The organism is Salinicola lusitanus (genome assembly GCF_038648475.1).
GTDB lineage: Bacteria > Pseudomonadota > Gammaproteobacteria > Pseudomonadales > Halomonadaceae > Salinicola > Salinicola lusitanus.
The window spans coordinates 4178809-4204450 of sequence record NZ_CP151919.1 but is presented as its reverse complement, the minus strand read 5'-3'; the positions used below and the strand labels follow the sequence as shown (position 1 = coordinate 4204450).

Below are 25642 nucleotides of genomic sequence, written 5' to 3'. Positions count from 1 at the left end.
CATGTCTCGAGCCTCGATTTTCGATCTGCTCCACCAACGCCAGCAGTCTCCGGAACCGGTTGAAGAGGTCAGCTCTGCCCGGAGCGACTATCGCGTCGACAGACTGCGGCTCCTCGACGGCGTGGCGTTGACCGCATCCGGCTTCGTGGGTGCCGGCGCGGTGCCCGCCGCACAGTCGCCAGCGCTGTCTCCCTCGCTCCATGGTCCGGACGGCTTTCGCCTGCTGGTGCACCGGGTCGCCGATGTCACGCCTATCCAGGAGCCTCGGCTGGGCCGGCTGGAAGCCAAGGCATTACGGCTTCATGAGCTGATACAGACGATCGTGATCGAGGCGCTGATGATGCTCGAGGCGCTACCGGAAGAAGCCGCCTTCGATGTGGTGCTGACGGCGCCACTGCGCTCCCCCGAAGCGACCGCCATCGTCGTCGAGCGTCTGCGGGCCGCCATCGTCGAGACACAATACGCCTCGGCACTGGGCGAGATACATCACGCCACGCGAGGCGGCGACCCGCATACCCTGGTGGGCGTTGGCGATGACGGCGGCATGCCCTATGTCCTGTGGATCAGTGCGGACTCTCTGCTCAACGATACGGACGTCGCCGCGTTGCAGCATCGTCGGGTCCTGGGTCGCTCCTCGAACAGCCCGGGACTTTACGTGGGAGAAGGCGTCGCGGCGCTGCTGATCCAGCGGCTGCTGCCCGAAGATGCCGGCTTCGATATCGGTTGGCGAGTCGACACCGGTAGCGTCCGCGATCATCCCGCCCGGTCGGCTCAACGTGATCATGCCAAGCGCCAGGCGCTGCTCGCGCTGTTGAAGGACGCCTGGCCTGCGTCTGCGGCCTCGGACGCTGGCCAGGCCGAGGGGGCGGATACGCCTGTCGACGGCGCGAGCGCTGCCCCGGCACGGGTCGTCATCGATGCCATGGGGCTGCCCGGCAGGGCAGTGGAGATCGGCAGTGCGTTGATCGAGCGCTGGCCGGAGATCGACATGATCGACGACGGCGCGGGGGTCGATCAGTTCTGTGGCTGGCCCGGCGAGGCGGTGACGGCGATGGCACTGGTACTGGCGATGGCACCGCTCTCGCCGCTGGACAGCGCGGTCGTGATCCGCGTGGAAGACGAGACCCGCTCAACGGTATGGCGCTTGCGATCCTGCGCGGCCGAAACCGCGCAGGACGAAGATCATTCGTGACCGCTGTCACCGTTGTGTGAAGAGATCAGCGAGGCACCGCAGGCGGTCTTGTGGCCATGCAGGGCAACCGGCTTGCCGTTGATCTTCATGGTCGGATGACCCTCGACGATGGCGTTGGTGCTGCCGTGACCGTCTTTCGGGCAGGTGACCTTGTCGCCGAGACAGGCAACCGGTTTGCCGTCGATCAGATAGTTGCTCTGTGCGGTAATGACTTTGCCACCGTGGCTGGTGGCGTCACCGAGTACAACGATGCCTTTCATCGATCCGGGCTTCCTGGCAAGTGTGAGAGGTCGAGTCCGGCCAAGCGGGCTCATCAACGAGCGTTAATTTAGCCATCGACACCGTGGCGGTACAAGCAGCGGGTGGTGTGATGGCGGAGAGGTCAAGATGGCAGAGACGACACTGGATAGCTTACTCGACACCTTCGATATCGACCTGTCGCAGTCCCAGCGGCTGCTGACGCTCGACCTGGCCGGAACGTCGTTCATTCCTCACCGGCTGGTGGGCGAGGAGCGGGTCAGCGAGCCCTTCACCTATACACTGGATTGCGTCTCCCAGCAGGGCGATATCGAACTCAAGATGTTGATGGCCCAGCCGGCCCGGCTCTCGATCTTGCAGGCGGACGGCAGCTATCGCCCGCTGCACGGCCTGGTCTCCGAGGCCGCGCTGCTGGGCGAGGACGGCGGCGTCACCTACTACCAACTCACCCTGGTGCCGTGGCTCAAGATGCTCGAGCTGGGCCGTGACAGTAGAATCTTCCAGGATCGCAGCGTCGTCGATGTCCTCACCGCGGTGTTCGACGGTCATGAACTGGCCAAGGGGCGCTACCGCTTCGATCTGCGTCGTGATTACCCGGCCCGCAGCTACTGCGTGCAGTATCGCGAGAGCGATCTGAACTTCGTTAGCCGCCTCTGCGAGGAAGAAGGTCTCTTTTACTACGCCGAATTCGCGGGCGAAGACGACGACTATGCTGGCCACCGCATCGTCATCACCGACGATGTCGACACCACCCAGCCGGTCAGCCCCCAGGCGATCCGCTTCCACCGCCAGGCGGCCACCGAGCGCGAGGACGCGCTGACACAGTGGGGCGGCGTGCGCAGCCAGCAGCCCACCCGGGTCAGCGTCGGTACCTTCGACTACAAGCAGCCCTCACTGACCAAGCGCACCGGACTCGACACCCTCAGCGATCAGGGCAACCTGCCGCAGACCGAACTCTACGACTACGCCGGCGAGTACTACTACCACGGCTATGCGCGCGGTGAACGGCTGACCGAGAATCGTCTGGAAGCGCATGAGTCCCGCGCCAAGCGCTTCCGTGGCAGCGGCGGCGCTCGCCAGCTCCAGGCCGGGCGCTGGTTCGAACTCACCCAGCACCCGCTGCACGACACGGGGGGCGAAGAAGAGCGTCAGTTCCTGCTGCTCGGGGTGACCGTGCACGCCGAGAATGCGCTACCGGTCTCGGCCCAGCTCCAGGCGCTGCCGGGCAGCCTGCAGCCTCAGCTCGACGCTGCCAAGAAAGCGCACGGTCTCGAGAGTGATACCGCAGACCCTACTGGCGAGCGTCTCTCCGACTACATGAGTGGCGGCACCGGCCATTTTCTGGTCGATCTCGAAGCGCAGCGGCGCAGCCAGCCCTACCGCCATCCGCTGACCCACCGCCGCCCGGTGATCGGCGGGCCGCAGACCGCCACCGTGGTCGGCCCGGCCAACGAGGAGATCCACACCGATCACCTCAACCGGGTGCGCGTCCAGTTCCACTGGGACCGCCAGGGTCAGCACGATGAAAACGCCAGCGTCTGGCTGCGGGTCTCCCAGCCCAACGCCGGCGCCGGCTGGGGCGGGGTGTTCGTGCCGCGTATCGGCCAGGAAGTGCTGGTCGACTTCCTCGAAGGCGATGCCGACCGCCCGCTGATCACCGGCCGGGTCTACAACGGCGAGCAGACCCCCGACTGGCACAGCCACGGCCTGCTCTCCGGGTTCAAGAGCAAGTCCTACCGCGGCAGCAAGTACAACGAACTCGTCTTCGACGACGCCACCGACCAGGAGCGCGTTCGCCTCAACTCCGAAGCCGAGAAGAGCCAGCTCAACCTCGGCTACCTGATCCACCAGACCGGCAACACCCGCGGCGCCTTCCGCGGCACCGGGTTCGAGCTGCGCACCGACGCCTACGGCGCCATCCGCGCCAACCAGGGGCTCTACCTCACCAGTTGGGGCCAGCTCGGCGCCAGCGGCGACCAGCTCGACCTCACCCCGGCCAAGCAGCAGCTCGACAGCGCCTACAACCTCACCGACAGCCTCAGCCAGAGTGCGGCGGACCACAACGCCGACGCCCTCGATGCCCGCGAGCATCTCAAGCAGGCAGGCGAAGACGCCGACGACACCTACGGCAATAGCGAACAGCTTGCGGATGCCAAGCAAGATAACGCCCGCGGCGCCACCGACAGCGGCGGCCGCGGCGAAGCGGCGCGGATGAAAGCGCCCTGGCTGCATATGGCCTCGCCCGCCGGCATCACCATGAGCACGCCGGAATCGACCCACCTAGCCCAGGGGCGTTCGCTGAGTGTCTCCAGCGGCGAGGACGTCAATGTCGCCACCGGCAAGAGCCTGGTCGCCTCGATCTCCGAGAAGCTCTCGCTGTTCGTGCAGAAGGCCGGGATCAAGCTGTTTGCCGCGCGGGGCAAGGTGGATATCCAGGCGCAGTCGGACAACCTGGAAGCCACCGCCCGCCGCGACCTCAACGTTACCTCCAGCGATCAGAAAATCGACCTGGCCGCCGCCAAGGAGATTCTGCTGGTCAGCGGCGGCGCCTATGTGCGCATCAAGGGCGGCGATATCGAGCTGCACGCCCCCGGCAAGGTCACCGTCAAGGGCGCGACGAAGAGTTTTGGGGGGCCGGCGAGCCTGGAGGGCGATTTGCCGGAGTTGCCGGAAGGCGAAGATGTGCTTTGTGCCAGCAAGAGCCAGGCTGCGGCAAGCAGCGGTGACGGTAGCGTGGAAGGCTAGCGGTGCGCAGCGTGAGCGACCCGGCGTGGATGGCCGAGGCCAATGAGGCCGCCAGGGAGGGGCGGCTTTACCGCCTGGTGGACCCTTCGGAGTCGCCAGACTGGACGCTGAGCGGCGAGGCTCGCCAGCGAGCGACGCTGATTCGCCACCCGCTCCTGGCCCAGACCCCGGCCCAGCGTCTCTATCTCGAACGGATAGATCAACATCGCGTCGCGGCGCTGGCGTCGCAACTCGATCACCAGCGCGCCGAGCGTGGTGCTGGGCTGCTCGGCCCAGTGCCGCTCTGCGGCTGGCTGATTTCTCACCATGCCAGCACCAGTGTTGCCACCTATCTCGGCCGCCAGCTCAAGCAGATGACGCCGGAAGGGAAGCCAGCCCTGCTGCGCTTCTACGACCCCCGGGTACTGGAGCACCTGCCGCGCATTCTCGAGCGCTGGCAGCTCTCGGCGCTGCTGGGGCCCATCGACCGCTGGGTCTATCTCGATACCGAGCTGCAGCTGCGCGCTCTCGACCCACACGGAGAGGTGCGCCGGCTCGGCGGCCTGAAACCCAGCGCCGAGCAGTGGCGGGCCATACAGCGCATCGGCCCGATCAATCGTTGCCGGGAGCTCTATCGCACGCTCCCTGGCTCGGCGGGACTCTCGGTAGCGCCCGCGAACAGCGTCGACGGCTTGTTGGTCGCCGCGTACGACCTCGGGCTGCGAGACCGAGCAGACGTGGCCACCTTCGTCCTTCACGGGCTGACCACGCGAACCGATTTTCATCGCCACCCGATCATGCAGGCGCTGCTGGGCCGTCTGGGCGGACGGTTGAATTACATTGGATTGTCGAATCAGCTTTCAGACGCTGACTGGGAAGCGATATCGGACATGGGGGAGATGACATAGTATGACCGCACCATCTCAAGCGAGCGCTCACGCAGCGGAAAATGAGGCGGCGGGCCAGGAGAGCGGGAGCTGCCAGTTCTGTGAACGCAAGGGACTACCGATCCTTCCCGTGCGCTACGCTGTCTGCCAGCGTAACGACCGCAATGGCGATATACCGGAACTCGAGACCTCGAGAATCCAGGAGTTCACCGACATCCTGCTGGACAAGAGTCTGGTAGGCGGCGAAGAGCAGGCGAGAAGCGTGCCTGACGAGGTCAGGGCGGAGCTTACGCAGAGCACCGGCAATCAGGTCAACAAGTACATTCTGCGTCAGCTACGCCAGGGGTATCTCTACTTCTACGACCAGGACAATACAGACGGGAATTATTGGTACGCCTACGCGATCACGAGCGATGGCAAGTACTATCAGTTCCCGGTGCTGCAGCCGCCCGCGCTGGACGACATCAAGTTTCCCGACAGCTGCAAGAACAAGCCCGGCGATGTCCTGGATGCGTCTATCGTCACCCTGCCGTTTCCCGAGAAATCGGGCACGCTTTACTACGCCTTCAGCGAACACCCCTGGCCCAACGCCCACATCCGGATGATCGGCAGTGATGAGGCGTGGCGTCAGGACCACATGCAGCAGGTGAACATCCCAGCATGGGTGGGGGGGCAGCGGCAATCTTGCGCTTTTGGCATCGATGAGCTGGAGAAAGTCGCCGAGTACAGCGCGGCGGCAGAAAGTCTGGATGAACAGTTCTGGTCCAGCGGCCCGACGCGACCGCTGTATGAGCCCGACGAACTCAGGAACGCCATGCAACGCCGGCTCGACCATGCCGGCAGTGAATACCAGGGCAAGGGGCTCATTCTCGCGGTCAAGGACGAAATCGGCATCATTGATGAGTTGAACGCCTATCGGCATCAGGCGTTGGCCAGCGTCGAAGCGTTCTTCTACAACAAGGAAGAAGAGGATGACGAGGCGCAGATACACAATGTGCGTCGTCGCAAGCTGCTCTGCATGCAGGCCATCGATGCCTTTCAAAAGCGCTTCGAACAGGGCTACAGGGCCCAGCAGCAAGCGGATGCGGATAAAGCCGTCGAGGATGCCAAAAAAGCCAGGGATGAGTTTGTCGAGAAAAATCGCGAGATTTTAGATCAGGGGCCATCCCCTGCTCATACGTTCGAGTTCGCCGAGCGGAGCCGCTTGAATAGTGCCGTCGAGCAGGCGCAACGGGAACGCGACGAGCTGTTCCAAGTGTCCGATGAAGATAAAGCCGAAAGAAAGCGGTTGGAAGACGAGCTGAATGAGCTGAATTCTTCTCGTGTGCAAGGCCCTGGCAGCCAGATGAGAAAGACGGAGCTGCGTAACCGCATCAATCGTTTGAAATCTGATGCGGAGTTGGCTAGCGAGCAGCACTTGGATCAGTTGCACCGCATGTACGATGTCGATGCACTCACTGCCTTCAAGCAGGCCTACGAGGACAATACGGCACATTGCCAGAGTCTGGCCGCCGTATTCGACGATGACTATGCGATCTGGGCGAAGCATGGTTTACCCGCCGTGATTGGACGTTATAGCCAGTCCGACTACTGGACCGGGCTAGGGCTCAGTGGCCTGATTAGCAATGCACTGCGTGGCGGTATCATGTCGCCTTCCAGTGGTGGCTTATGGAAGCTGTTGGCCGATGACCTCGAGTCGAGTGAGTCGCCGCTACTCGCCGCGCTCTTTGCCAATGACAAAGAACTGATCATGCAGGCCCGAGAGCGTTTAGGTAGCTTGCCCGCTGGGACAAAGCTATCGGCGCAGACGCTTAAGTCCTGGGGGGAGCGCTTTCAGCAGGCACGTGAACGTACGCAGAAGCCTGACGGGCGCGCGCCAACAAGCGACCAGATCATCAACCGTTGGCGCCCGATTCAGGATCTACTGGCAACGACGATCGGCAACTCCATCGCCTCGCTGGTACTGTACCGAGCCGCTGGTGTGCCCGCGCCGGACTATAAGCCGGCGCTGTCGCAGTTCGTGCGTTATCACCAACTGGCCTTCATGGCCGATCCGCAAGCACTGGACGGTGAGCAGCCGGCGCCCACTCTGGTCGAGAGGGAGGTCAAACTCTCCGAACTCTATCAGTGGCTACGCGCCGTCTCGCAAGCGAGTGCCCAAAAGCCGAATCAAGGTGCCGATACCAGCGAGGCAATGAAGTCTCTGGATGGGATGGTCGGCAACTTTTCCGCGCCGATGGCCGATAGCGACAGAACGGTGCGCATTGCCTTGCCGGTTTACGTGGATATCAAAGCGGTGACGGGGGGGAGTGGCGAACCTCCCGCCCTGCCAGGCAGCTATACGCCGGAGGATGAACAGCAGCGCCTGGGTGATCTGGCGCAGAACGCCCGCGATATCGGCAACACCCTGCTCAGCGCACACAAGGGCAGTGGCCAGGTCGCCGGTGCGTGCCTGGTGCTATGGAGCCTGATCGTCTCCTGGCAAGAAGGCGCCTTCGTGGACGATGAGGAGGGCGCTGACTGGAGCAAGATCATCGGCTCGGGTGTCAGCGTGGCCAGTGGCGCGATGGCGGGGATCGAAGGCTACCACAAGATCCGCATGGCGAGCCTGGGCCTATCGACGGAAGGCGCGGTGATCGGTGGGATTAAATGGGCCTTTGTCAGTGACGTGCTCGGCGCGGCGGGTGGCATGATCTCGATCTGGGATGGCCTGAAGAAGTTGACGGAAGCCAACGAGGCCAACAAGACAGGCCAGAGTCTTACCGGCCACTATGGCATGATCGTGGGCGGGGTTGGGGTTATCGCCGGTATTGCCTCTATCGTCGTGATCAGTGCGAGTACGGGTGTCGGGCTCGTCGTAGGCGTGTTTTTTGGGATTTTGACGCTACTGCTGGGTTATGCATTCGTGGCCATGGTGTCCCCGGCGGTGCAGATGTGGGTGAACCGCAGCATTCTCGGTAAGCCATCGGAACGAGAAGATATGCAGGTTCTGCCGTTCGACGATATGGCGTCCGAGCAAAGTTCGCTGGAAATGGTTTTCCAAGGGGTGTTGGTAGAACTGTCTTGGTCGCCGGTGAGGCCGGATACAAATCAATATGTTGAGTCTCCTTATGATATTGATATGGATGGTTTGAAAGCGGCCACTGAAGAAGCTTTGGGGAAAGTTGAAGTAAATGTGAAGGTCGCCTTTCCGGACGTAAGAGGCATTGTTTTTGACGTTGCGCTGTCTAATAAAATGTCAGGTGAGGTTTTTTTTGATTGGACATATCGGCTTGTTGGAACTGACTCGGCAACGGGCGGCGGATTAAGCCAGCCATCTTATAGTTCCGGCGGAACTAAGCCTGATCTGGTTGAATCTAAGGGTGATCTTAATTTTGAATGGAGCGATGAGTTGTCTAAAGCTTTAGCTGGGGATAGGGTTACCTTTGAAGTGTCTTTCTATAAGGCTGTGGGACAAAGTGCTATGATGCGTTACTCAGATGCGTTTGTTTTGGAGTTTTGACAGTGAAAAAGATTGCTTTTATTTTTGCCCTTTTTGTGTTTTCTTCGATTGCTTCTGCAGATGTCCTTTTTCAAGACCCGGAAGGCTTCGAACTTGATAAAAAATATCGAAGTATGGAGTCTTCTGACATTATTAGAGATGAAGGCGCGGAAGATAAAGAGCTTGAGTATATCTCGGCACTTCTGTACTTGAAGGGGGATGAGCGCCTTAGAGTGGAAAAGGACTGTAAAGCTGCAGTCTCTTTGCTCAACGACGTTTGGAATAATGGTGGTGCTGACGCAGGGTATACTCTTTCTACCATGTATTACAAAGGAGAGTGCGTTGATAAGGATTCTGGAGAGGCTAAGCGGCTGCTAGTAGAGTCTGCTAAGAAAGGGTATTTATTAGCTCAGCGTGAGCTAGGCCGTTCCTACTGGGGGAGAGGTCAGTTGAATGCTTTTCCTAAGAATATGGAAAAAGCTATTTTTTGGTTGAAGAGGGCAGGTGAATCCGGCGATGGTGTCTCGTCTGCCAATTTGTCTTATATATATCTTAAGGGGCTTGGTGTTAAGAAGGATGCGGAGAAATCCTTTGCTTGGAGGAAAAGGGCTGCTTTTTCATCGGATAGCTATGGAGGCGGGATAGGCGGTTTTTTGCCTCTTGCTGAATATTATGAAAAAGGGATCGGTACAAACTTAGATCTTGTTCAAGCCTATAAGTACTACGATCTTAGCGGCTCTGCGGGTGTCAAGGATAAACAGCGTATTGCAAAGGAAATGACCCAAGAGCAGATCGACGAAGCTCTTCGTCAGTCCAAAGAGTGGCAGAAAGAGCATAATGTTAAGATCGGCGGTGGCTCTATTCGTCAAGCCAACTAACGCTAGGTGCTGATGTGTTGCCAGTATGATATATGGCCTTCTAATAAAAAACCCATGGCATTGACCATGGGTTTTTTATTGGGTTCTCGCCGGCATTGCTTCGATCGTCGTGATCAGCGCGAGCACGGGTGTCGGGCTCGTCGTAGGCGTGTTTTTCGGGATTCTGACGCTACTGCTGGGTTATGCATTTGTGGCCATGGTGTCCCCGGCGGTGCAGATGTGGGTGAACCGCAGCATTCTCGGTAAGCCATCGGAACGAGAAGATATGCAGGTTCTGCCGTTCGACGATATGGCGTCCGAGCAAAGTTCGCTGGAGATGGTGTTTGAGGGGGTCTTGGTGGAGTTTTCGTGGAGCCGTGTTGTTTCTGGCTCTAATGATACTGGTGTCAGTAATGGCTTGCTGGGATTTAGTACTAGCGATGTTGTCGATATGTCTGCATCAAGAAGAAATCTGTTGAGGATTACTATAAAAATAAGTTTGCCAGCCCTTCGAACTGTTGATTTGGAGGCTCGTTTAAGAGTTTCTGAAACGAGGGATTATGTTTTTGATTGGCGTTACAAAAAGGTTGAGGGTGGCGATCAAATGTTGCCCGCTTCAGGAGGTTCGCACTCACAAGGCGTACACCTTTCTGATCAACCTGCTTTTGAATATATTGATGAATCATACGTTCTGGAGTGGCAGGGCGATTATTCAATAGATGAAGTTGGAGATAAGGCTGAGTTGAGTGTCCTCGTGGGGGACGCGAGCTTGGGCTTTATGAAGCGTGATATATTGGAGATGAGGCTGGGTTAATGAAAAATCTTTTTGTTTTTGTTTTTATTGCGTTGTCTGTGTTTGCGCGATCTGCATATGCGGAAGTTTTTTTCAGGATCCCACTGGAAGGTCGCTTAATGAAGCGTATGACGACCTGACTATAGAGAGCCTGAAGTCTGCAGATGGTGCCAATGAGTACAAATACAAATATATGTTGGGGTTGCTTTATGTAAAAGGAGATGATGAACTTGGTGTTGCAAAAAACTGTGATAAAGCAGTTGGCTTGTTAAAGGAAGCATGGCAGGCTGATGTGGTTGATGCTGGCTATACCCTTGCAACCATGTATTACTATGGCGTCTGCGTAAGTAAGAATCTAGATGAGGTGAGACAGCTTGCCACCGAGACAGCAGAAGAAGGCTACATTCTCTCCCAAAGAATGCTTGGTAGAGCCTACTGGGGGCGTGATTGGCAGGGTCTGTATTCTAAAAACATGAATAAGGCCGTTTTTTGGTTAAGCAAGGCTGGTGAGGCAGGTGATACTCAGTCTGCTGGTAATCTTTCCTATCTTTACCGCAAGGGTGTTGGTGTGGGAGTGGATGAGGCAAAATCTTTTTATTGGGCCAAAAAATCGGCGTGTTCTAAATTTGAGCCGGGGCAGATAATAAACTTCCCTTACCTGGCTGAGTATTACGATAAAGGGATAGGAGTGGATAGGGATCTTGTGAAAGCCTATAAGTACTATGACTTGAGTGGAAGTGCTGGCGTTGATGATAAAAAGCGCATTGCCAAGGAAATGACTCAAGAGCAGATCGACGAAGCTCTCCGTCAGTCCAAAGAATGGCAGGAAGAGCACAACGTTCAGGTTGGCGGTGGTTTTATTCGTCGCGCCAACTGAAGCTTTCGCGTAGGTGCTGGTGTGTGGTGATAAGTCATAATCTGGCGCCAGCCTGTCCGACGCTAAGGGGTGGTTTTCTATGCCGGTTCAAGAGAATTCAGATCAGGCTTTTTACGCCAAGGTCCCCTCGCTTATCGCGCTTTGCGGCGGGGGTGGATTATTGCTCGCGTCGCTGGTGGCGATCTCCAGCTCGCCGGTTTTTCCAGGGGCTCCGATCCTCGTCGCTTGTGCCCTGATCGTGGCCGGGCTCTGGTTCCAGTTCAATCCGATCGTCCGGCTCACGGAGGATGATGTCTCGGTCAAGCTGGCGATCATCCGCCCGCGTACGACCCTTGCGCTCGACCAGATAGCGCGTGTTGAAGCGACCCCGCGCGAGTGTGTGCTTTACTACCGCAAAGCCAGTTCCGGTGAAGGCAAGCTCAAGATCCCGCTCAAGAGCCTGGCCAAGGAGGATCGCGAGAGGTGTGCGCTTGCCTTGCGGCAGCGGGTGCAGACCGAGGCGGCCTAGGCCACCAACATGCAAAAGCCCATGGCCAAGGCCATGGGCTTTTTCGTTGGTGCTGGCTGGTTGATCGAGCGTTGGCTCAGGCTTCGTCCAGCTTCTGCTTGAGCAGGCCGTTGACCTGCTGCGGGTTGGCGGTGCCGCGGGAGGCCTTCATCACCTGGCCGACGAAGTAGCCGATCATCTTGCCGCGCTTCTCCGGGTCGGCGTCGCGGTACTGGGCGACCTGCACCGGGCTGTCCGCGATGACCTGGTCGATCATCGCTTCGATGGCACCGGTGTCGGTGACCTGCTTGAGCCCGCGGGTGTCGATGATCTCGTCGGCGCTCTGGCCTTCGTTGTTCCACAGCGCGGCGAAGACCTGCTTGGCCGCCTTGCCGTTGATGGTGTCGTCGAGCACGCGGCTGACCAGGCCGCCGAGCTGCTCCGGGGTGACCGGGCTGTTGCTGATATCGATGTTCTCGCGGTTGAGATGCCCGGAGAGCTCGCCCTGGACCCAGTTGGCCGCCTGCTTGGCATCGCCGCAGACGGCCAGCACGGCCTCGAAATACTCGGCCATCGGGCGGGTCGAGGAGAGCACGCCGGCATCATAGGCCGAGAGCCCGAGGCTGGTCTCGAAGCGGTGACGCTTCTCGGTGGGCAGCTCCGGCAGGGTCGCGCGCTGGTGTTCGATATAGGCGCTATCGAGCATCACCGGCAGCAGATCGGGGCAGGGGAAGTAACGATAGTCGTTGGCTTCCTCCTTGGTACGCATGCTGCGGGTCTCGTCCTGGTCCGGATCGTAGAGCCGCGTCTCCTGGACGACCTTGCCGCCATCCTCGATCAGCTCGATCTGGCGCTCGACCTCGAATTCGATCGCGCGCTCGACGAAGCGGAACGAGTTGACGTTCTTGATCTCGGCACGGGTGCCCAGCGTTTCCTGGCCCTTGGGGCGCACCGAGACGTTGACGTCGCAGCGCATTGAGCCCTCGGCCATGTTGCCGTCGGAGATGCCCAGATAGGTGACGATGGCGTGAATCGCACGAATGTAGGCGACCGCTTCCTTGGCCGAGCGCATGTCGGGTTCGGAGACGATCTCCAGCAGCGGCGTGCCGGCACGGTTGAGATCGATGCCGCTCATGCCGTGGAAGTCTTCGTGCAGTGACTTGCCGGCGTCCTCTTCCAAGTGGGCGTGGTGGATGCGGATCCGCTTGCGCACCTCGTCGTCCAGCACGATCTCGACTTCCCCCTTGCCGACGATGGGCTGGGCCATCTGGCTGGTCTGATAGCCCTTGGGCAGGTCGGGGTAGAAGTAATTCTTGCGCTCGAACAGCGAGGTCTCGGGGATCTCGGCGTTGATCGCCAGGCCGAACTGAACGGCCATTGCCACAGCGCCTTCATTGAGCACCGGCAGCACGCCGGGCAGGCCCAGATCGATGGCGCAGGCCTGGGTGTTGGGCTCGGCGCCGAACGCGGTGGAGGCGCCGGAAAAGATCTTGGATTGGGTGGCGAGCTGGACATGGACCTCCAACCCGATGACGGTTTCCCACTGCATTAGGTTGTCTCCTGATCGGTCGGATGCCGACGGTGCCAGTCCGTCGCCTGCTGGAACTGATGCGCCACGTTGAGCAGTTGGCCCTCGGCGAAGTGCTGGCCGAGAATCTGGAGGCCGATCGGCCGGTGGCCCTGGCCGGAGAAACCGGCCGGCACGCTGATGCCCGGGATACCGGCCAGGTTGATGGCGATGGTGTAGATGTCCTGCAGATACATCGAGACCGGATCTTTCTTGGCGCCGAGATCGAACGCCGGGGTCGGCGCGGCCGGGCCCATCAGCACGTCGACTTCCTCGAAGGCGTCCATGAAGTCCTGGCGGATCAGGCGGCGGACCTGCTGCGCCTTGCGGTAGTAGGCGTCGAAGAAGCCTTCCGACAAGGTGTGGGTGCCGATCAGGATACGGCGCTTGACCTCGTCGCCGAAGCCCTCGGCGCGCGAGCGCTTGTAGAGATCCTCTAGATCGACCGGGTTGTCGCAGCGGTGACCGAAGCGCACGCCGTCGTAGCGTGAGAGATTCGAGGAGGCTTCCGCCGGGGCGATCACATAGTAGGCCGGCACCGCCAGGTGGGTATGCGGCAGGCTGACCTCGCACACCTTGGCGCCCAGGGATTCGTAGACCCGGATCGCTTCGCGGATGGCGCTTTCGACCTCCGCGTCCAGGCCGTCACCGAAGTACTCCTTGGGCAGTCCGATCTTGAGTCCGTCCAGCGGCGCGTCCAGCTCGGCCAGATAGTCCGGCACCACCCGGGCGACGCTGGTGGAGTCACGCAGGTCGTGGCCGGCGATGGCGCCGAGCAGGTGGGCGCAATCCTCCGCGCTGCGGGCCATCGGCCCGCCCTGGTCGAGGCTCGAGGCGAACGCGACCATGCCGTAGCGGGAGACCCGGCCATAGGTCGGCTTGAGCCCGGTGATGCCGCAGAAGGCGGCCGGCTGGCGAATCGAGCCGCCGGTATCGGTGCCCAGCGCGGCAGGCGCGAAGCCGGCCGCGACGGCGGCGGCGCTGCCACCGGAGGAGCCGCCGGGGACGGCGGTGTGGTCCCAGGGGTTCTTGACCGGGCCATAGAAGCTGTTTTCGTTGGACGAGCCCATGGCGAACTCGTCCATGTTGGTCTTGCCGAGGCTGATCATGCCGGCGGCCTGGAGCTTCTCGACCACCGTGGCGTTGTAGGGCGCCTGGAAGTTGTCGAGCATCTTCGAACCGCAACTGGTACGGATGCCCTGGGTGCAGAAGATATCCTTGATCGCCAGCGGCAGGCCGGCAAGCGGGCGCGACTCGCCCTTGGCGCGGGCCTGGTCGGCGGTATCGGCAGCAGCGAGGGCCTGATCGCGAGTGACGGTGACGAAGCTGTTGATTTCGCCATCCAGGCGCTCGATACGGTCGAGCAGGCTGGTGGTCAGCTCTCGGCTGGAAAAGTCGCCGGCTTTTAGGCCCTTGGCGAGTTCCGTGAGCGTCATATGATGCATGGGGTCGATATTCCCTGAGTCAGATCGCTATGCGGGATGAAATGACGGCAATTGTCGCTCTCATCGATAAACGACGTCGGACGTGCTCGACGATGTCGAACTTAGTCGACTCTCTAAAGCGCCCTGAAGTCTAAAGTGTCCTGAAATGTCGAACTTATTCGACGACACGCGGTACCAGATAGAGGCCCTCGGCGGTCTCCGGCGCGCAGGCCTGGAAGGCGTCGCGCTGATTGGTCTCGGTGACCTCGTCCGGGCGCAGGCGCTGGGTGGTGTCGAGCGGGTGGGAGAGGGGCGCGATGCCATCGGTGTCCACCGCCTGCAAGCGATCGACCATTTCCAGGATCCGGGTCAGGTCGTCGACATAGCCGGCCGCTTCGGCATCGCTGTTGAGTCCCAGGCGAGCCAGATGCGCGGCGCGCAGCACGTCCGCATGTTCGATTGCCATGTAGAAAAGGTCCTCTGGTTGAGACATCGCGTCGTGAATGGCGGTGAGACCGAATCGCCGAAACCTCTACCCAAAGGGCCAGTCCCGAACCTCGGGATGTCGGAAATCGGAGACGATCATCGCGCTAAAACTTCGCGATACTGTTCATGCCAAGAAATGGAGGAGACATTATCATATTAACGCCCCATCTGGCAGGCTTGCGCTTGCTGCTTTACCCCCACGGTGATACCGTTTGCGTCCGCACAGGGTTCCGGTCTGGACTAGGTAAAAGTTTCCATGTTTAAACGTTTACGGGGGCTGTTCTCGAGCGATCTGTCGATCGATCTGGGGACCGCCAACACGCTGATTTACGTCCGCGGTCGCGGGATCGTCCTGGACGAACCCTCCGTCGTGGCGATTCGCCAATCCGGCAACATGCGTAGTGTTGCGGCTGTCGGTCTCGACGCCAAACGGATGCTGGGGCGTACGCCCGGTAACATTACCGCCATCCGTCCGATGAAGGATGGCGTGATCGCCGATTTCACCGTTACCGAGCAGATGCTGCAGCACTTCATCCGCAAAGTTCATCAAAGCACCTTTTTGACGCCCAGCCCGCGCGTGCTGGTGTGCGTTCCCTGCATGTCCACGCAGGTCGAGCGCCGCGCGATCAAGGAGTCCGCCGAGGGTGCCGGCGCACGGGATGTCTACCTGATCGAGGAGCCTATGGCTGCCGCGATCGGTGCCGGCCTGCCGGTCGAGGAGGCGCAGGGTTCCATGGTCGTCGACATCGGTGGCGGCACCACCGAGATCGCGATCATCTCGCTCAATGGCGTGGTCTACTCCGAATCCGTGCGGGTGGGTGGCGACCGCTTCGACGAGGCGATCACCTCCTATGTGCGTCGCCACTACGGCAGTCTGATCGGCGAGGCGACGGCGGAGCGGATCAAGGAGGAGGTGGGCTGCGCCTATCCGGGCGGCGAGCTGCGCGAGATCGACGTTCGCGGGCGCAACCTGGCCGAGGGCATTCCCCGCAGCTTCACGCTCAATTCCCACGAGATCCTCGATGCGCTGCAGGAGCCGTTGGCTTCCATCGTCGCGGCGGTCAAGAGCGCCCTGGAGCAGTCCCCGCCGGAACTGGCCTCCGACATCGCCGAGCGTGGCCTGGTGCTGACCGGCGGTGGCGCGTTGCTGCGTGATATCGACAAGCTGATCGCCGAGGAGACCGGCCTGCCGGTCATCATCGCCGAGGATCCGCTCACCTGCGTTGCTCGGGGTGGCGGCAAGGCGCTCGAGATGATCGATCAGCATACCTTCGAACTGCTCTCCAGCGATTGAGGCCAGCCGCGACGGATGAGGCCGCCGAGCGGCACCTTCCGTCTTCGGTAGGTGGGGGTGAGGCCTATCAAACCGCTGTTTTCCTACGGCCCGATACCCACGTACCGCATGCTGCTGTGTGCGGTACTGGCGTTCGGGCTGATGTTTGCCGAACACCGCTTCAGCGCGGTGGAAACGGCACGTTCCCATATGACCTCGATCGTGGCGCCGATCCAGTGGCTGGTCGCGCTGCCTAGCGAGGGTGTGCGCTGGGGCGCCATGGCGATCTCCGACCAGCAGGCGCTGATCGACGAGAACGGGCGCCTGCGCGAGCAACTGCTGACGCTCTCCAACCGGGTGCAGCGCATGGCGAGCCTGACCGCCGAGAACATCCACCTGCGCGAACTGCTCAACGCTCCGAATCCCGCCGACGTGCCCTATATCACCGCCGAGCTGCTATCGCTGGACTCCGACCCGTTCACCCAGCAGATGGTGATCAACCGAGGGCGGCGCGATAGCGTCTACATCGGCCAACCGGTGATGGACGCCTCGGGCCTGATCGGCCAGGTGGTCTCCGTCTCCGCCTATACCAGTCGCGTGCTGATGGTGGCCGATGCCAACCATGCGGTGCCGGTGGAGATCAATCGCAACGGTTTGCGTTTCATCGCCCAGGGCACCGGCCAGCTCGATTCGCTCAACATTCCCAGCGTGCCGGCGACGGCGGATATTCGCGAGGGCGATCTGCTGGTGACATCCGGACTGGGCGGGCGTTTCCCTCAGGGCTATCCGGTCGCGCGTGTCGTCGACGTCAAGCGCGAGTCGAGTCAGGCGTTCATGGAAGTCTCGGCGGAGCCGATCTCCCAGCCGGAGCGCTCGCGCTATTTCCTGCTGCTGTTTCCGCCCGAGCGACCCGAGGAGAGCTTGAGCGCGCCGGAACGCATGGCTCGCCAGGTGGTGTGGCCGGGTGATCCCGGTCATCCCGATACCAACCGGATCAATGAAGACGCGTTGACCGCAGCGCTGACACTGCAGTCCACGGAGCAGGAGTAGCCATGGGTCCGTTCGGTTATCTCTTCGTCTGGTTCACGCTGCTGTTGGCACTCTGCCTGCAGGTGATGCCGCTGCCGGATGCCTGGCTGGTGTGGCGACCGGACTGGCTGGGTGTGCTGCTGGCCTACTGGTGTGTCGCCACCCCGCAACGCGTGGGCGTGCTGCATGGCTTCGTGCTGGGCCTGATGCTCGACCTGATCGAGGGCGCACCGCTGGGGCAGAATGCCCTGGTGCTGTCGCTGCTTGCCTATCTCTTCCTGCTGCTCTATCAGCGTTTCCGCGTCTATTCGATCTGGCAGCAGGCCGTGCTGGTCTTCATTCTGCTGGGTATCGCGCAACTGGTCGAACAGTGGCTGCGCACGATCTTCGGCCCGATCTCCGTCAGCCTCGAGTTCCTGCTGCCGGCACTGATCGGAGCGCTGCTCTGGCCGTGGCTATTCACCATGATGCAGGTGGTGCGTCGCCGGTTGGGCATCGGGTAGCCGTCGCAGCGGCCATTCGCGACCACGCTGCGGCGTGACCGGCGCTCTTCCCGACCGGTGGCGGCATGCCGACGGCCGGTGACTTCCCAGCTCCCTCGGAGGATTTGCCCATGAATGCCGCTTCCCGCGCCGACCCCGTCCTGCGCCTGGCATCGGCGTCGCCGCGTCGGCGCGAGCTGCTGGCGTCGATCGGCGTCACGGTCGAGGTCGTGCCGACCGACATCGACGAGTCCCGGCTGGAGGAAGAGTCGCCGGAGCGCTTCGTCTCCCGCCTAGCTCGCCAGAAGGCCGAGGCGGGCCATGTGGGCAGTGCGTTGCCCACCTTGGGCGCCGACACCGTCGTGGTCTGCGACGACGCCATCTTCGGCAAGCCGGCAGATCAAGCCCACGCCCGCGAGATGTTGATGATGCTGTCCGGACGGGAGCACCGGGTACTGTCCGCGGTGGCCGTGCTGGGCCCTCGGGGGCTGGTCGAGAGCCGGGTCTCCACCCGCGTGGTGATGCGTCGCATCGACGAGGCGGAAGCGTCGGCCTACTGGGCAACCGGGGAGCCGCTGGACAAGGCGGGCGGCTACGCGATTCAGGGCCTGGCATCGATCTTCGTCGACCAATTGGTGGGGAGCTACTCCGCCGTGGTGGGTCTGCCGCTTGCCGAGACCGCGGCCCTGCTACGCGGGCAAGGTGTCCCGCTGTGGGGTGGCGCGTTGGCGGATGGCGGGCCGGGCGATCTTCCCTCGTGACGGGGCGCCTTATGAGAGAACGGGCGGCTGTGCCATAATTCCCATGAGGCTGGCGCCGCTGGCCCCGGCAAGGGATGTCGCCGGCGTGCTCGAACCACCTGCAACAAGGATGCCCGCATGAGCGGTGAGGTACTGATCAATCTGACGCCGATGGAAACGCGGGTGGCCGTGGTGGAAAACGGCGTGCTGCAGGAAGCCTTCATCGAGCGTAGCCGTCGCCGGGGCATCGTCGGCAATATCTACAAGGGCAAGGTCGTGCGGGTCCTTCCGGGCATGCAGGCCGCCTTCATCGATATCGGCCTCGAGCGGGCCGCCTTCATTCACGTCAACGAAGTACTCCCTCCCGATGCCCCGCACGAGGAGCCGGCGTCGATCAGCCATCTGCTGCACGCCGGGCAGTCGCTGATCGTCCAGGTCACCAAGGACCCGATCGGTTCGAAGGGGGCGCGGTTGACCACGCATCTCTCCATTCCCTCCCGCTATCTCGTCTATATGCCGGATTCCCCCCATGTCGGCGTCTCCCAGCGGATCGAGGACGAGGCCGAGCGCGAACGATTGAAGGCGCTGGTCGAGAGCGGCAAGGCGGAGCTGCCGTCAGGCGACAGCGGGGGCTTCATCATTCGCACGGCGGCCGAGGGCGTGGGGCGAGAGGAGCTGTTCGCCGACATGGTCTTCCTGCAGCGGCTGTGGCAGAAGGTGGCCGAGCGGCGTACCACGGCCGAGGTCTCCACCCCGATCTACGACGATCTTCCACTGTTCATCCGTACGCTACGCGACGTGATGCGTGACCAGATCGAGAAGGTGCGCATCGACTCCCGCGAGAACTACTTCAAGCTCAAGGAGTTCGCCCGGGAGTTCATGCCGACCATGGAGTCGCGGATCGAATACTACCCCGGCGAGCGGCCGATCTTCGATCTCTACAGCGTCGAGGACGAGATCCAGAAGGCATTGGGGCGCAAGGTACAGCTCAAGTCCGGCGGTTATCTGGTCATCGACCAGACCGAGGCGATGACCACCATCGACGTCAATACCGGCGGCTATGTCGGCCATCGCAATCTCGAAGAGACCATCTTCAAGACCAACCTCGAAGCCGCGACCGCCATCGCCCGCCAGCTGCGGCTGCGCAATCTCGGCGGCATCATCATCATCGACTTCATCGACATGGAGGAGCTGGAGCACCAGCGCCAGGTGCTGCGGGTGCTCGAGAAGTCGCTGGAGCGGGACCATGCCAAGAACAAGCTGACCGGCGTTACCGAACTGGGCCTGGTGCAGCTGACCCGCAAGCGTACCCGCGAGAGTCTCGAGCAGACACTGTGCGAGCCCTGCCCGACCTGCCTGGGGCGGGGGTCGCTGAAGACCCCGGAAACGATCTGCTACGAGATCTTCCGCGAGATCCTGCGCGAGGAGCGTGCCTATTCGCCGGAGACCTACATGGTGCTGGCCGCCCAGTCGGTGGTCGATCGGTTGCTCGACGAGGAGTCCGCTGCGGTGGCCGATCTCGAATCCTTCATTGGCAAGACGATCCGGTTCCAGGTCGAGGCGCATTACTCCCAGGAACAGTACGACATCGTGCTGATGTGAACCGATGAGTCGTCCCCGAATGACTCGGTTGCGTGCCTCCTGGCGCTGGCTGCTGACGCTGGTCGCCCTCGTTGCCATCATCGTCGCCGTGCTTTCGAGCGGCGTTCGGCTGGCGGCCTGGCAGATCGATCGGCTGAGCCCCTGGCTGACCTCGGTCGTGGAAGACCAGTTGCAGGCCAGTGCCCGGCTCGGTCACCTCGCCCTGACGGTCCATCGATTGAATCCCCGCCTGACGTTGAATGACTTGCGACTCGAGACCCATGACGGTCAGCCGCTGCTGGGCATCGATCACGCCGCCGGGCGGCTCGAGACGCTGGCAAGCTGGCGGTTGGGCGCGCCGGTCCTGCGGGGGGCGGAGATCGAGGGGCTGACGCTGCATCTCTATCAGGCTGCCGACGGCCGATGGGCCTGGCCGGATGGTGCAGGCAGCCGCTGGTTCGGTGGCACCGACGACTCCTCGTCTTCGTCGCTCGATATCGACGGCTGGCTGCGGATGCTGGCGCGCCAGCAGGCCCGGCTCGAGAACGTCACGCTGGTCCTGCATGGCGAGCGCGAGCAGGCCAGCGTCTCGGTTTCGCAACTGATGCTGGCCAGCCGGAACGGCCAGGCCTCGATCCAGGCGACGCTCAGCGCCGGGGAGAAAGAGGCGGGACACCTTCATCTGGCGATCGAGAGCGGCGGTGAGTCGCAACCAGGGGACGGTGGCACCGACGATCACCCCGAGGCTCGCTTCGCCGGAGAGCTTGATCTGGGCGCGCTATCGCCGTCACTGGCCGCATTGAGCTCGGGCTACCCCAAGGGGGTCGGGAAGGTCGAGGGCGAGGCGTCGCTGGCCGGCGAGTGGCGCGACGGCGGACTGCGCCAGGGCCGGCTCTCACTCGACGTACCCAGGTTGCAGGTCAATGACACCCGCAACGAGGTTTCCGAGACGCTGCGTGGGCTCGGCTTCGAGGCGGGATTGGACCGCGACTCCCAGGGTGGCTGGAGAGCCTGGTTGGATGACCTGCGGGTCTCCCATGCCGGCTTGGCAGCGGTGGACTGGCCACAGCAGTTGCAGGCCCAGTCCACCGAGAATGGCTGGCGGCTGCGCAGCGCACCGTTCGATCTGGCCGGCATGACCGACTATTTGCGCTATCTGCCAATGCCGTTCGAGCTCGCTCAGACGCTGATCCAGTTGAACCCCCGCGGCCACGTCGCCGGTCTGGAAGTCGGGCGGGAAAACGGTGAATGGTACGCCCAGAGTGCGCTCGAGAACGCTGCGGTAACCGCCTGGAACGAGATTCCCGGCGGCGGCCCCGCGGACGCCTGGATCAGCTATCGTGGGCGTGGAGGCACGGTCTCCTTCGCCGCCGGTGAGGCGGCGCAATTCTCGATTCCGATGGTTTACGCCGACCCGCTGGATCTCTCCCGCGCCAGCGGCCAGATCGACTTCGAACTGACCCGCCAGGGTGCCGTGGTCAGCGGCGAGAACCTCAAGGCGGGATGGCGGGGTGCAACCGCCACTGGGCGATTCGGGCTGACGCTCTACGATGACCAGGACAAGCCCGGTACCTTCCTACTGGATCTCGATTTCGCCAATGCCGATGCCCGAAACTCGCGAGTGCTGTCGTGGCTGCCTACCCGCGTGATCGACGACGAGCAATTACGGGAATGGTTCGGCGGCGACATCGGCGGCATCGTCGAGCGGGGCAAGCTGGGACTCTCCGTCACGCTGAGCGACAAGGAAGCGCCGGAGGGGCAGATGTTCGTCAACCCGGACGACTATCTCAAGCTGTCGCTGGACGTGGCCGACGGGCGCCTCCAGTACGCGCCCGAGTGGCCCGCGCTGGAGAAGGTCTATGGCCACCTGCAGATGGACAACATGGACCTGGACGCGAACATCACACACGCCACCAGCCATGGCCTCACGACCCGCAATGCCAGTGTCGTGCTGGACGACAAGACGCTGCACGTCGAGGGTGATGTCAACGGCAGCACCGCCGGCGTGCTGGATTTTCTCGCCCACGCCCCGCTGGACACCATGAGTGAGACCTTCGGCCTTTGGCAGAGCGAGGGCTCGGTCAGTGCCAATCTCCGTATCGATATGCCGATGGACGAGGGCAGCGACGTCGAGACCGACATGGCGGTCGACGTCCAGGGCCGGGTCGATGCTAAGTCATTGACGTTCCCCGAGCTGCAACTGACGCTCGGTGGCGTCAACGGCGACCTGCGCTATCGGCGCGACAACGGCGAGGACTATGTCACCGGAGAGCTGGGGGCGCGGGCTTTCGAGGGGCCGGTGCTGGCGCACTTCAATATCGGCGGTCGCCAGCGCGGCCCCAGCGGCATTGCCCTCGAGGGCAGAGCGCTGGGGCGGGGACTGCTGGATTGGGCCGGCCTGTCTCGCGTCGGCGGCCTGTTGAGCGGCTTCTTCCCCTATCGCGCCAACTTGACGTTCGACGAACAGGACAACGCCAGCCTCACGGTGCGAAGCGATCTCGAGAGCCTGGGGATCGCACTGCCGCCGCCGTTCGGGAAGTCGCCTTCTTCGAGCGAGTCGTTGGCGATCGATGCCGATATCGCCGCCGGCACCGGTCGGGTGACGCTGGGTAGCTGGGGGCACGCGCGCTGGCGCACCGTGGGCGATCAGGTCCAGGGACAGGTGTGGCTGGAAGGGTGGCCGGGCGAACAGGCCGCTTGGCCCAGCGAGCCCGGCTGGTACGTATTGTGGCGCCCGAACCGGATCGATACCCAGCGCTGGGTACAGGCCCTGAGCGGACTCGAAGCCGCCGATTCGGCACCTGATACGGAGGGTGGTGTTCCAACGACCCTCGAGGACGATGTTGGCGATCCCGAGGCGAAGCCCGTCAAGGATGGCGGCGGTCTCAAGCGCATTGCGCTATCGACGCCGTGCATCCTGGTGGAAGGGCGCTGTCTCGGTGGCTTGCAGGCCGATGCCTCGCCGCTGTCGAACGGCTGGCAACTGTCGCTCGCCGGCGAGATCGCCGCGGGCAAGGCCAGTTGGCAGCCGGATGCCGCGATGCCGATCGATATCGACCTGCAACGTCTCAACCTGGATGCGTTGACCCCCAAGGAGGGGGCGGACCAGGGCCAGACGTCGAGCCTGATGGAGGAGATCGAGACCGCCCCCCATCCAGCGGCGATCCCCTCGGGTCTCGCCAAAGTGCCGGCGGGTCGCGTGCGGGTTGCACAGTTCGAGCGTCAGGGGCAGCAGTTCGGGCCGCTGGAGGCGACCTGGCATGCCGATGACCGGCAACTCGCCGTCGAGCCGCTGAGTCTGACCCTGGGAGCGCTGAAGCTGTCCGGGTCGCTCGAGTGGCAAGCCTCCGGGGAGGCAAGCTTGAGCCGGGCTCAGGTGAAAGCCACGGGTGGCAACGTGGGGAGTGCCTTCCAGGCGCTGGGCCAGCAGGTGCCGGTCACCAGCGAGAGCGCGGACGCCGATTTGCAACTCTCCTGGCCGGGGGCGCCATGGCAGTTCGCCTTGCCGCTGTCGACCGGACGGGTTCAGGCGACCCTCGAGAATGGCCGACTACGCCAGATTCACTCCTCGGGGGCCAAGCTGGTCGGCCTGTTCAACCTGGACAACGTGCTGCGCCGTCTGCAACTGGACTTTTCCGACGTCACGAGCGGCGGTACGGCTTTCAATAGCATCGAGGGCAGCGCTACGCTGTACAATGGCCGATTGCAGACCGAGGGGCCGATCGTCGTCGACGGTACCGCCACTCGGTTCACGCTCTCCGGCAGCGTCGATCTCAATCGGCAGACGCTGGACCAGCGCCTCGGGATCACCGTGCCCGTCAGCCAGAACCTGCCGCTGGTCGCGGTCATGGCCGGCGCTCCGCAGGTCGGTATCGGCCTCTTCGTCGTCGATCAGCTGTTCGGCCGCTGGCTGGATCGCGCGACGCAGATTTACTATCGCATCGAGGGCCCCTGGTCCTCGCCGAACATCAACCTGGAAAGTGCCCAATGACACTGAGTCCGATGAAACAGACGAGTGGCGACGCTCTCGAGCAGGCGTCGACGCTGTTGCTGGCGCCCGGCGGGCTGGACGTCGAATCGCTGAGCGTTGGCCTTGGCCACGCCATGGGCGCCGGTATCGACTACGCCGATCTCTTCTTCCAGCGCACCTGGCACGAGATGTGGGTGCTGGAGGATGGCGAGGTCAAGGATGCCAGCTACAACATCGATGGGGGCGTCGGCGTGCGCTCGCTCTCCGGCGAGAAGACCGGCTTCGCCTACTCGAGCCAGATCAGCCCGGACGCGCTGCTGGACACCGGGCGCACCGCGTCCGGCATCGCGCGCAGCGGCGACCGGCGTGAACCGGCACCGATTCAGGTCGCCGCCGCGACGTCTCGCTACCAGGGTATCGATCCGCTGAGCGGGCTGAGTGCCGAGGAGAAGATCGCGATGCTCAAGCAGGCGGATCGCGTGGCGCGCGCCGCCGATCCCGCGGTGACCCAGGTCAGCGCGTCGTTGACCGGGGTGCACGAGGTGGTGCTCGTCTGTGCCAGCGACGGCACGCTGGCCGCCGACATCCGTCCGCTGGTGCGGTTCAACGTCAACGTGATCGTCGCCAGGAATGGGCGTCGCGAGCGCGGCAGCGCTGGCGGTGGCGGCCGCTATTCCATGCAGCGTCTGCGAGACGAGAACGTTGCCGACGCCTATGCCAAGGAAGCGGTGCGGCAGGCGCTGGTGAATCTGGAGGCGGTCGCCGCGCCGGCCGGACAGATGCCGGTGGTGCTGGCCAACGGCTGGCCGGGCATCCTGCTGCATGAAGCGGTGGGCCACGGTCTGGAAGGGGATTTCAATCGCAAGGGCAGCTCCTCCTTCTCCGGCCGCCTGGGTCAACGGGTGGCGGCCAAGGGCGTCACTGTCGTCGACGATGCCACGCTCGACGACTGTCGCGGCTCACTGAGCATCGACGACGAGGGAACGCCGGGCCAGTACACGCCGTTGATCGAGGATGGCATTCTCACCGGCTACATGCAGGACAAGCTCAATGCGCGGCTGATGGGCATGCAGCCCACCGGCAACGCGCGGCGCGAATCCTACGCTCATGTCACCATGCCCCGCATGACCAATACCTACATGCTGGCGGGGCGGGACGATCCGGAAGAGATCGTCAAGAGCGTCAAGCGGGGTATCTACGCGGTCAGCTTCGGCGGTGGTCAGGTCGATATCACTTCCGGCAAGTTCGTGTTCTCGGCCTCCGAAGCGTATCTGATCGAGGACGGCAAGATCACCGCGCCGGTCAAGGGCGCCACGCTGATCGGCAATGGCCCCGAAGCGATGTCGCATGTCTCGATGATCGGTAACGACATGGCGCTGGACAGCGGTATCGGGGTCTGCGGCAAGGAGGGCCAAGGGGTGCCGGTCGGCGTCGGTCAGCCGACCCTGAAGCTGGACGAGATCACCGTCGGTGGCACGGCGTCATAGCCACGCGCCAGGCGTTGCGTGATCTGGCGACAGGCGAGCCCAGGTTG

General features: G+C 62.5%; 19 protein-coding genes. 15 read left to right on the top strand and 4 right to left on the bottom strand.

The window, feature by feature from the left end; genetic code table 11:
- Position 1: 1 nt before the first annotated feature.
- Positions 2-1192 (top strand): hypothetical protein, encoded by a 1191-nt coding sequence (locus AAGT95_RS19015; RefSeq protein ID WP_342594786.1) that lies wholly within the window; start codon positions 2-4, stop codon positions 1190-1192.
- Here AAGT95_RS19015 and AAGT95_RS19010 read toward each other — a convergent pair.
- Positions 1183-1452 carry a PAAR domain-containing protein gene (locus AAGT95_RS19010; RefSeq protein WP_110598232.1) on the bottom strand — a complete coding sequence of 90 codons (270 nt, stop codon included), beginning with the start codon at positions 1450-1452 and terminating at the stop codon, positions 1183-1185. The genes AAGT95_RS19015 and AAGT95_RS19010 overlap by 10 nt on opposite strands.
- A 127-nt stretch (positions 1453-1579) precedes the next feature.
- Here AAGT95_RS19010 and AAGT95_RS19005 point away from each other — a divergent pair, with 127 nt between their 5' ends.
- From AAGT95_RS19005 to AAGT95_RS18975, 7 genes are all read left to right on the top strand, one after another.
- Positions 1580-4195 (top strand): type VI secretion system Vgr family protein, encoded by a 2616-nt coding sequence (locus AAGT95_RS19005; RefSeq protein ID WP_342594785.1) that lies wholly within the window; start codon positions 1580-1582, stop codon positions 4193-4195.
- Positions 4196-4206: 11 nt separating this feature from the next.
- Positions 4207-5082 carry a DUF4123 domain-containing protein gene (locus AAGT95_RS19000; RefSeq protein ID WP_342594784.1) on the top strand — a complete coding sequence of 292 codons (876 nt, stop codon included), beginning with the start codon at positions 4207-4209 and terminating at the stop codon, positions 5080-5082.
- 1 nt (position 5083) lies between these two features.
- The gene (locus AAGT95_RS18995; protein ID WP_342594783.1) at positions 5084-8563 is read left to right on the top strand and encodes a T6SS effector BTH_I2691 family protein; all 3480 of its coding nucleotides are present in this window, start codon (positions 5084-5086) and stop codon (positions 8561-8563) included.
- A 2-nt stretch (positions 8564-8565) separates the two neighbouring features.
- Positions 8566-9420 carry a tetratricopeptide repeat protein gene (locus AAGT95_RS18990; protein WP_342594782.1) on the top strand — a complete coding sequence of 285 codons (855 nt, stop codon included), beginning with the start codon at positions 8566-8568 and terminating at the stop codon, positions 9418-9420.
- A 109-nt stretch (positions 9421-9529) separates the two neighbouring features.
- Complete coding sequence (locus AAGT95_RS18985) at positions 9530-10213, top strand: hypothetical protein (protein ID WP_342594781.1); 684 nt, start codon at positions 9530-9532, stop codon at positions 10211-10213.
- A 172-nt stretch (positions 10214-10385) separates the two neighbouring features.
- On the top strand, positions 10386-11069 hold the full coding sequence (locus AAGT95_RS18980; protein ID WP_342594780.1) for a tetratricopeptide repeat protein: 684 nt from the start codon (positions 10386-10388) through the stop codon (positions 11067-11069).
- A gap of 79 nt (positions 11070-11148) precedes the next feature.
- Positions 11149-11577, top strand: a complete 429-nt coding sequence (locus tag AAGT95_RS18975; RefSeq protein WP_342594779.1) for a hypothetical protein — start codon at positions 11149-11151, stop codon at positions 11575-11577.
- Between the two features lie 76 nt (positions 11578-11653).
- Here the strand turns inward: AAGT95_RS18975 and gatB are convergent, their stop codons facing one another.
- The 3 genes from gatB to gatC form a co-directional block, all read right to left on the bottom strand.
- The gene (gene gatB, locus AAGT95_RS18970; RefSeq protein ID WP_110598226.1) at positions 11654-13105 is read right to left on the bottom strand and encodes an Asp-tRNA(Asn)/Glu-tRNA(Gln) amidotransferase subunit GatB; all 1452 of its coding nucleotides are present in this window, start codon (positions 13103-13105) and stop codon (positions 11654-11656) included.
- Positions 13105-14568 carry an Asp-tRNA(Asn)/Glu-tRNA(Gln) amidotransferase subunit GatA gene (gatA, locus tag AAGT95_RS18965; protein WP_342594778.1) on the bottom strand — a complete coding sequence of 488 codons (1464 nt, stop codon included), beginning with the start codon at positions 14566-14568 and terminating at the stop codon, positions 13105-13107. Before gatA ends, gatB begins: the two co-directional genes overlap by 1 nt.
- 154 nt (positions 14569-14722) lie before the next feature.
- Positions 14723-15013 carry an Asp-tRNA(Asn)/Glu-tRNA(Gln) amidotransferase subunit GatC gene (gene gatC / locus AAGT95_RS18960; RefSeq protein WP_110708615.1) on the bottom strand — a complete coding sequence of 97 codons (291 nt, stop codon included), beginning with the start codon at positions 15011-15013 and terminating at the stop codon, positions 14723-14725.
- A 276-nt stretch (positions 15014-15289) separates the two neighbouring features.
- Here gatC and AAGT95_RS18955 point away from each other — a divergent pair, with 276 nt between their 5' ends.
- From AAGT95_RS18955 to tldD, 7 genes are all read left to right on the top strand, one after another.
- The gene (locus tag AAGT95_RS18955) at positions 15290-16327 is read left to right on the top strand and encodes a rod shape-determining protein (protein WP_110598223.1); all 1038 of its coding nucleotides are present in this window, start codon (positions 15290-15292) and stop codon (positions 16325-16327) included.
- 108 nt (positions 16328-16435) lie between these two features.
- Positions 16436-17356, top strand: a complete 921-nt coding sequence (gene mreC / locus AAGT95_RS18950) for a rod shape-determining protein MreC (protein WP_110598222.1) — start codon at positions 16436-16438, stop codon at positions 17354-17356.
- 2 nt (positions 17357-17358) lie between these two features.
- Entirely contained in the window at positions 17359-17838 is a 480-nt protein-coding gene (gene mreD / locus AAGT95_RS18945) for a rod shape-determining protein MreD (protein WP_110598221.1), read from the top strand.
- Between the two features lie 110 nt (positions 17839-17948).
- Positions 17949-18578: a Maf family protein gene (locus tag AAGT95_RS18940; RefSeq protein ID WP_342594777.1), complete on the top strand. Its 630-nt coding sequence runs from the start codon at positions 17949-17951 to the stop codon at positions 18576-18578.
- 117 nt (positions 18579-18695) lie between these two features.
- Positions 18696-20159 carry a ribonuclease G gene (rng, locus tag AAGT95_RS18935; RefSeq protein ID WP_110598219.1) on the top strand — a complete coding sequence of 488 codons (1464 nt, stop codon included), beginning with the start codon at positions 18696-18698 and terminating at the stop codon, positions 20157-20159.
- Positions 20160-20178: 19 nt separating this feature from the next.
- Positions 20179-24129 carry a YhdP family protein gene (locus tag AAGT95_RS18930; RefSeq protein WP_342594776.1) on the top strand — a complete coding sequence of 1317 codons (3951 nt, stop codon included), beginning with the start codon at positions 20179-20181 and terminating at the stop codon, positions 24127-24129.
- On the top strand, positions 24126-25595 hold the full coding sequence (gene tldD / locus AAGT95_RS18925; RefSeq protein WP_342594775.1) for a metalloprotease TldD: 1470 nt from the start codon (positions 24126-24128) through the stop codon (positions 25593-25595). The genes AAGT95_RS18930 and tldD overlap by 4 nt, the downstream gene beginning before the upstream one ends.
- Positions 25596-25642: the final 47 nt, after the last annotated feature.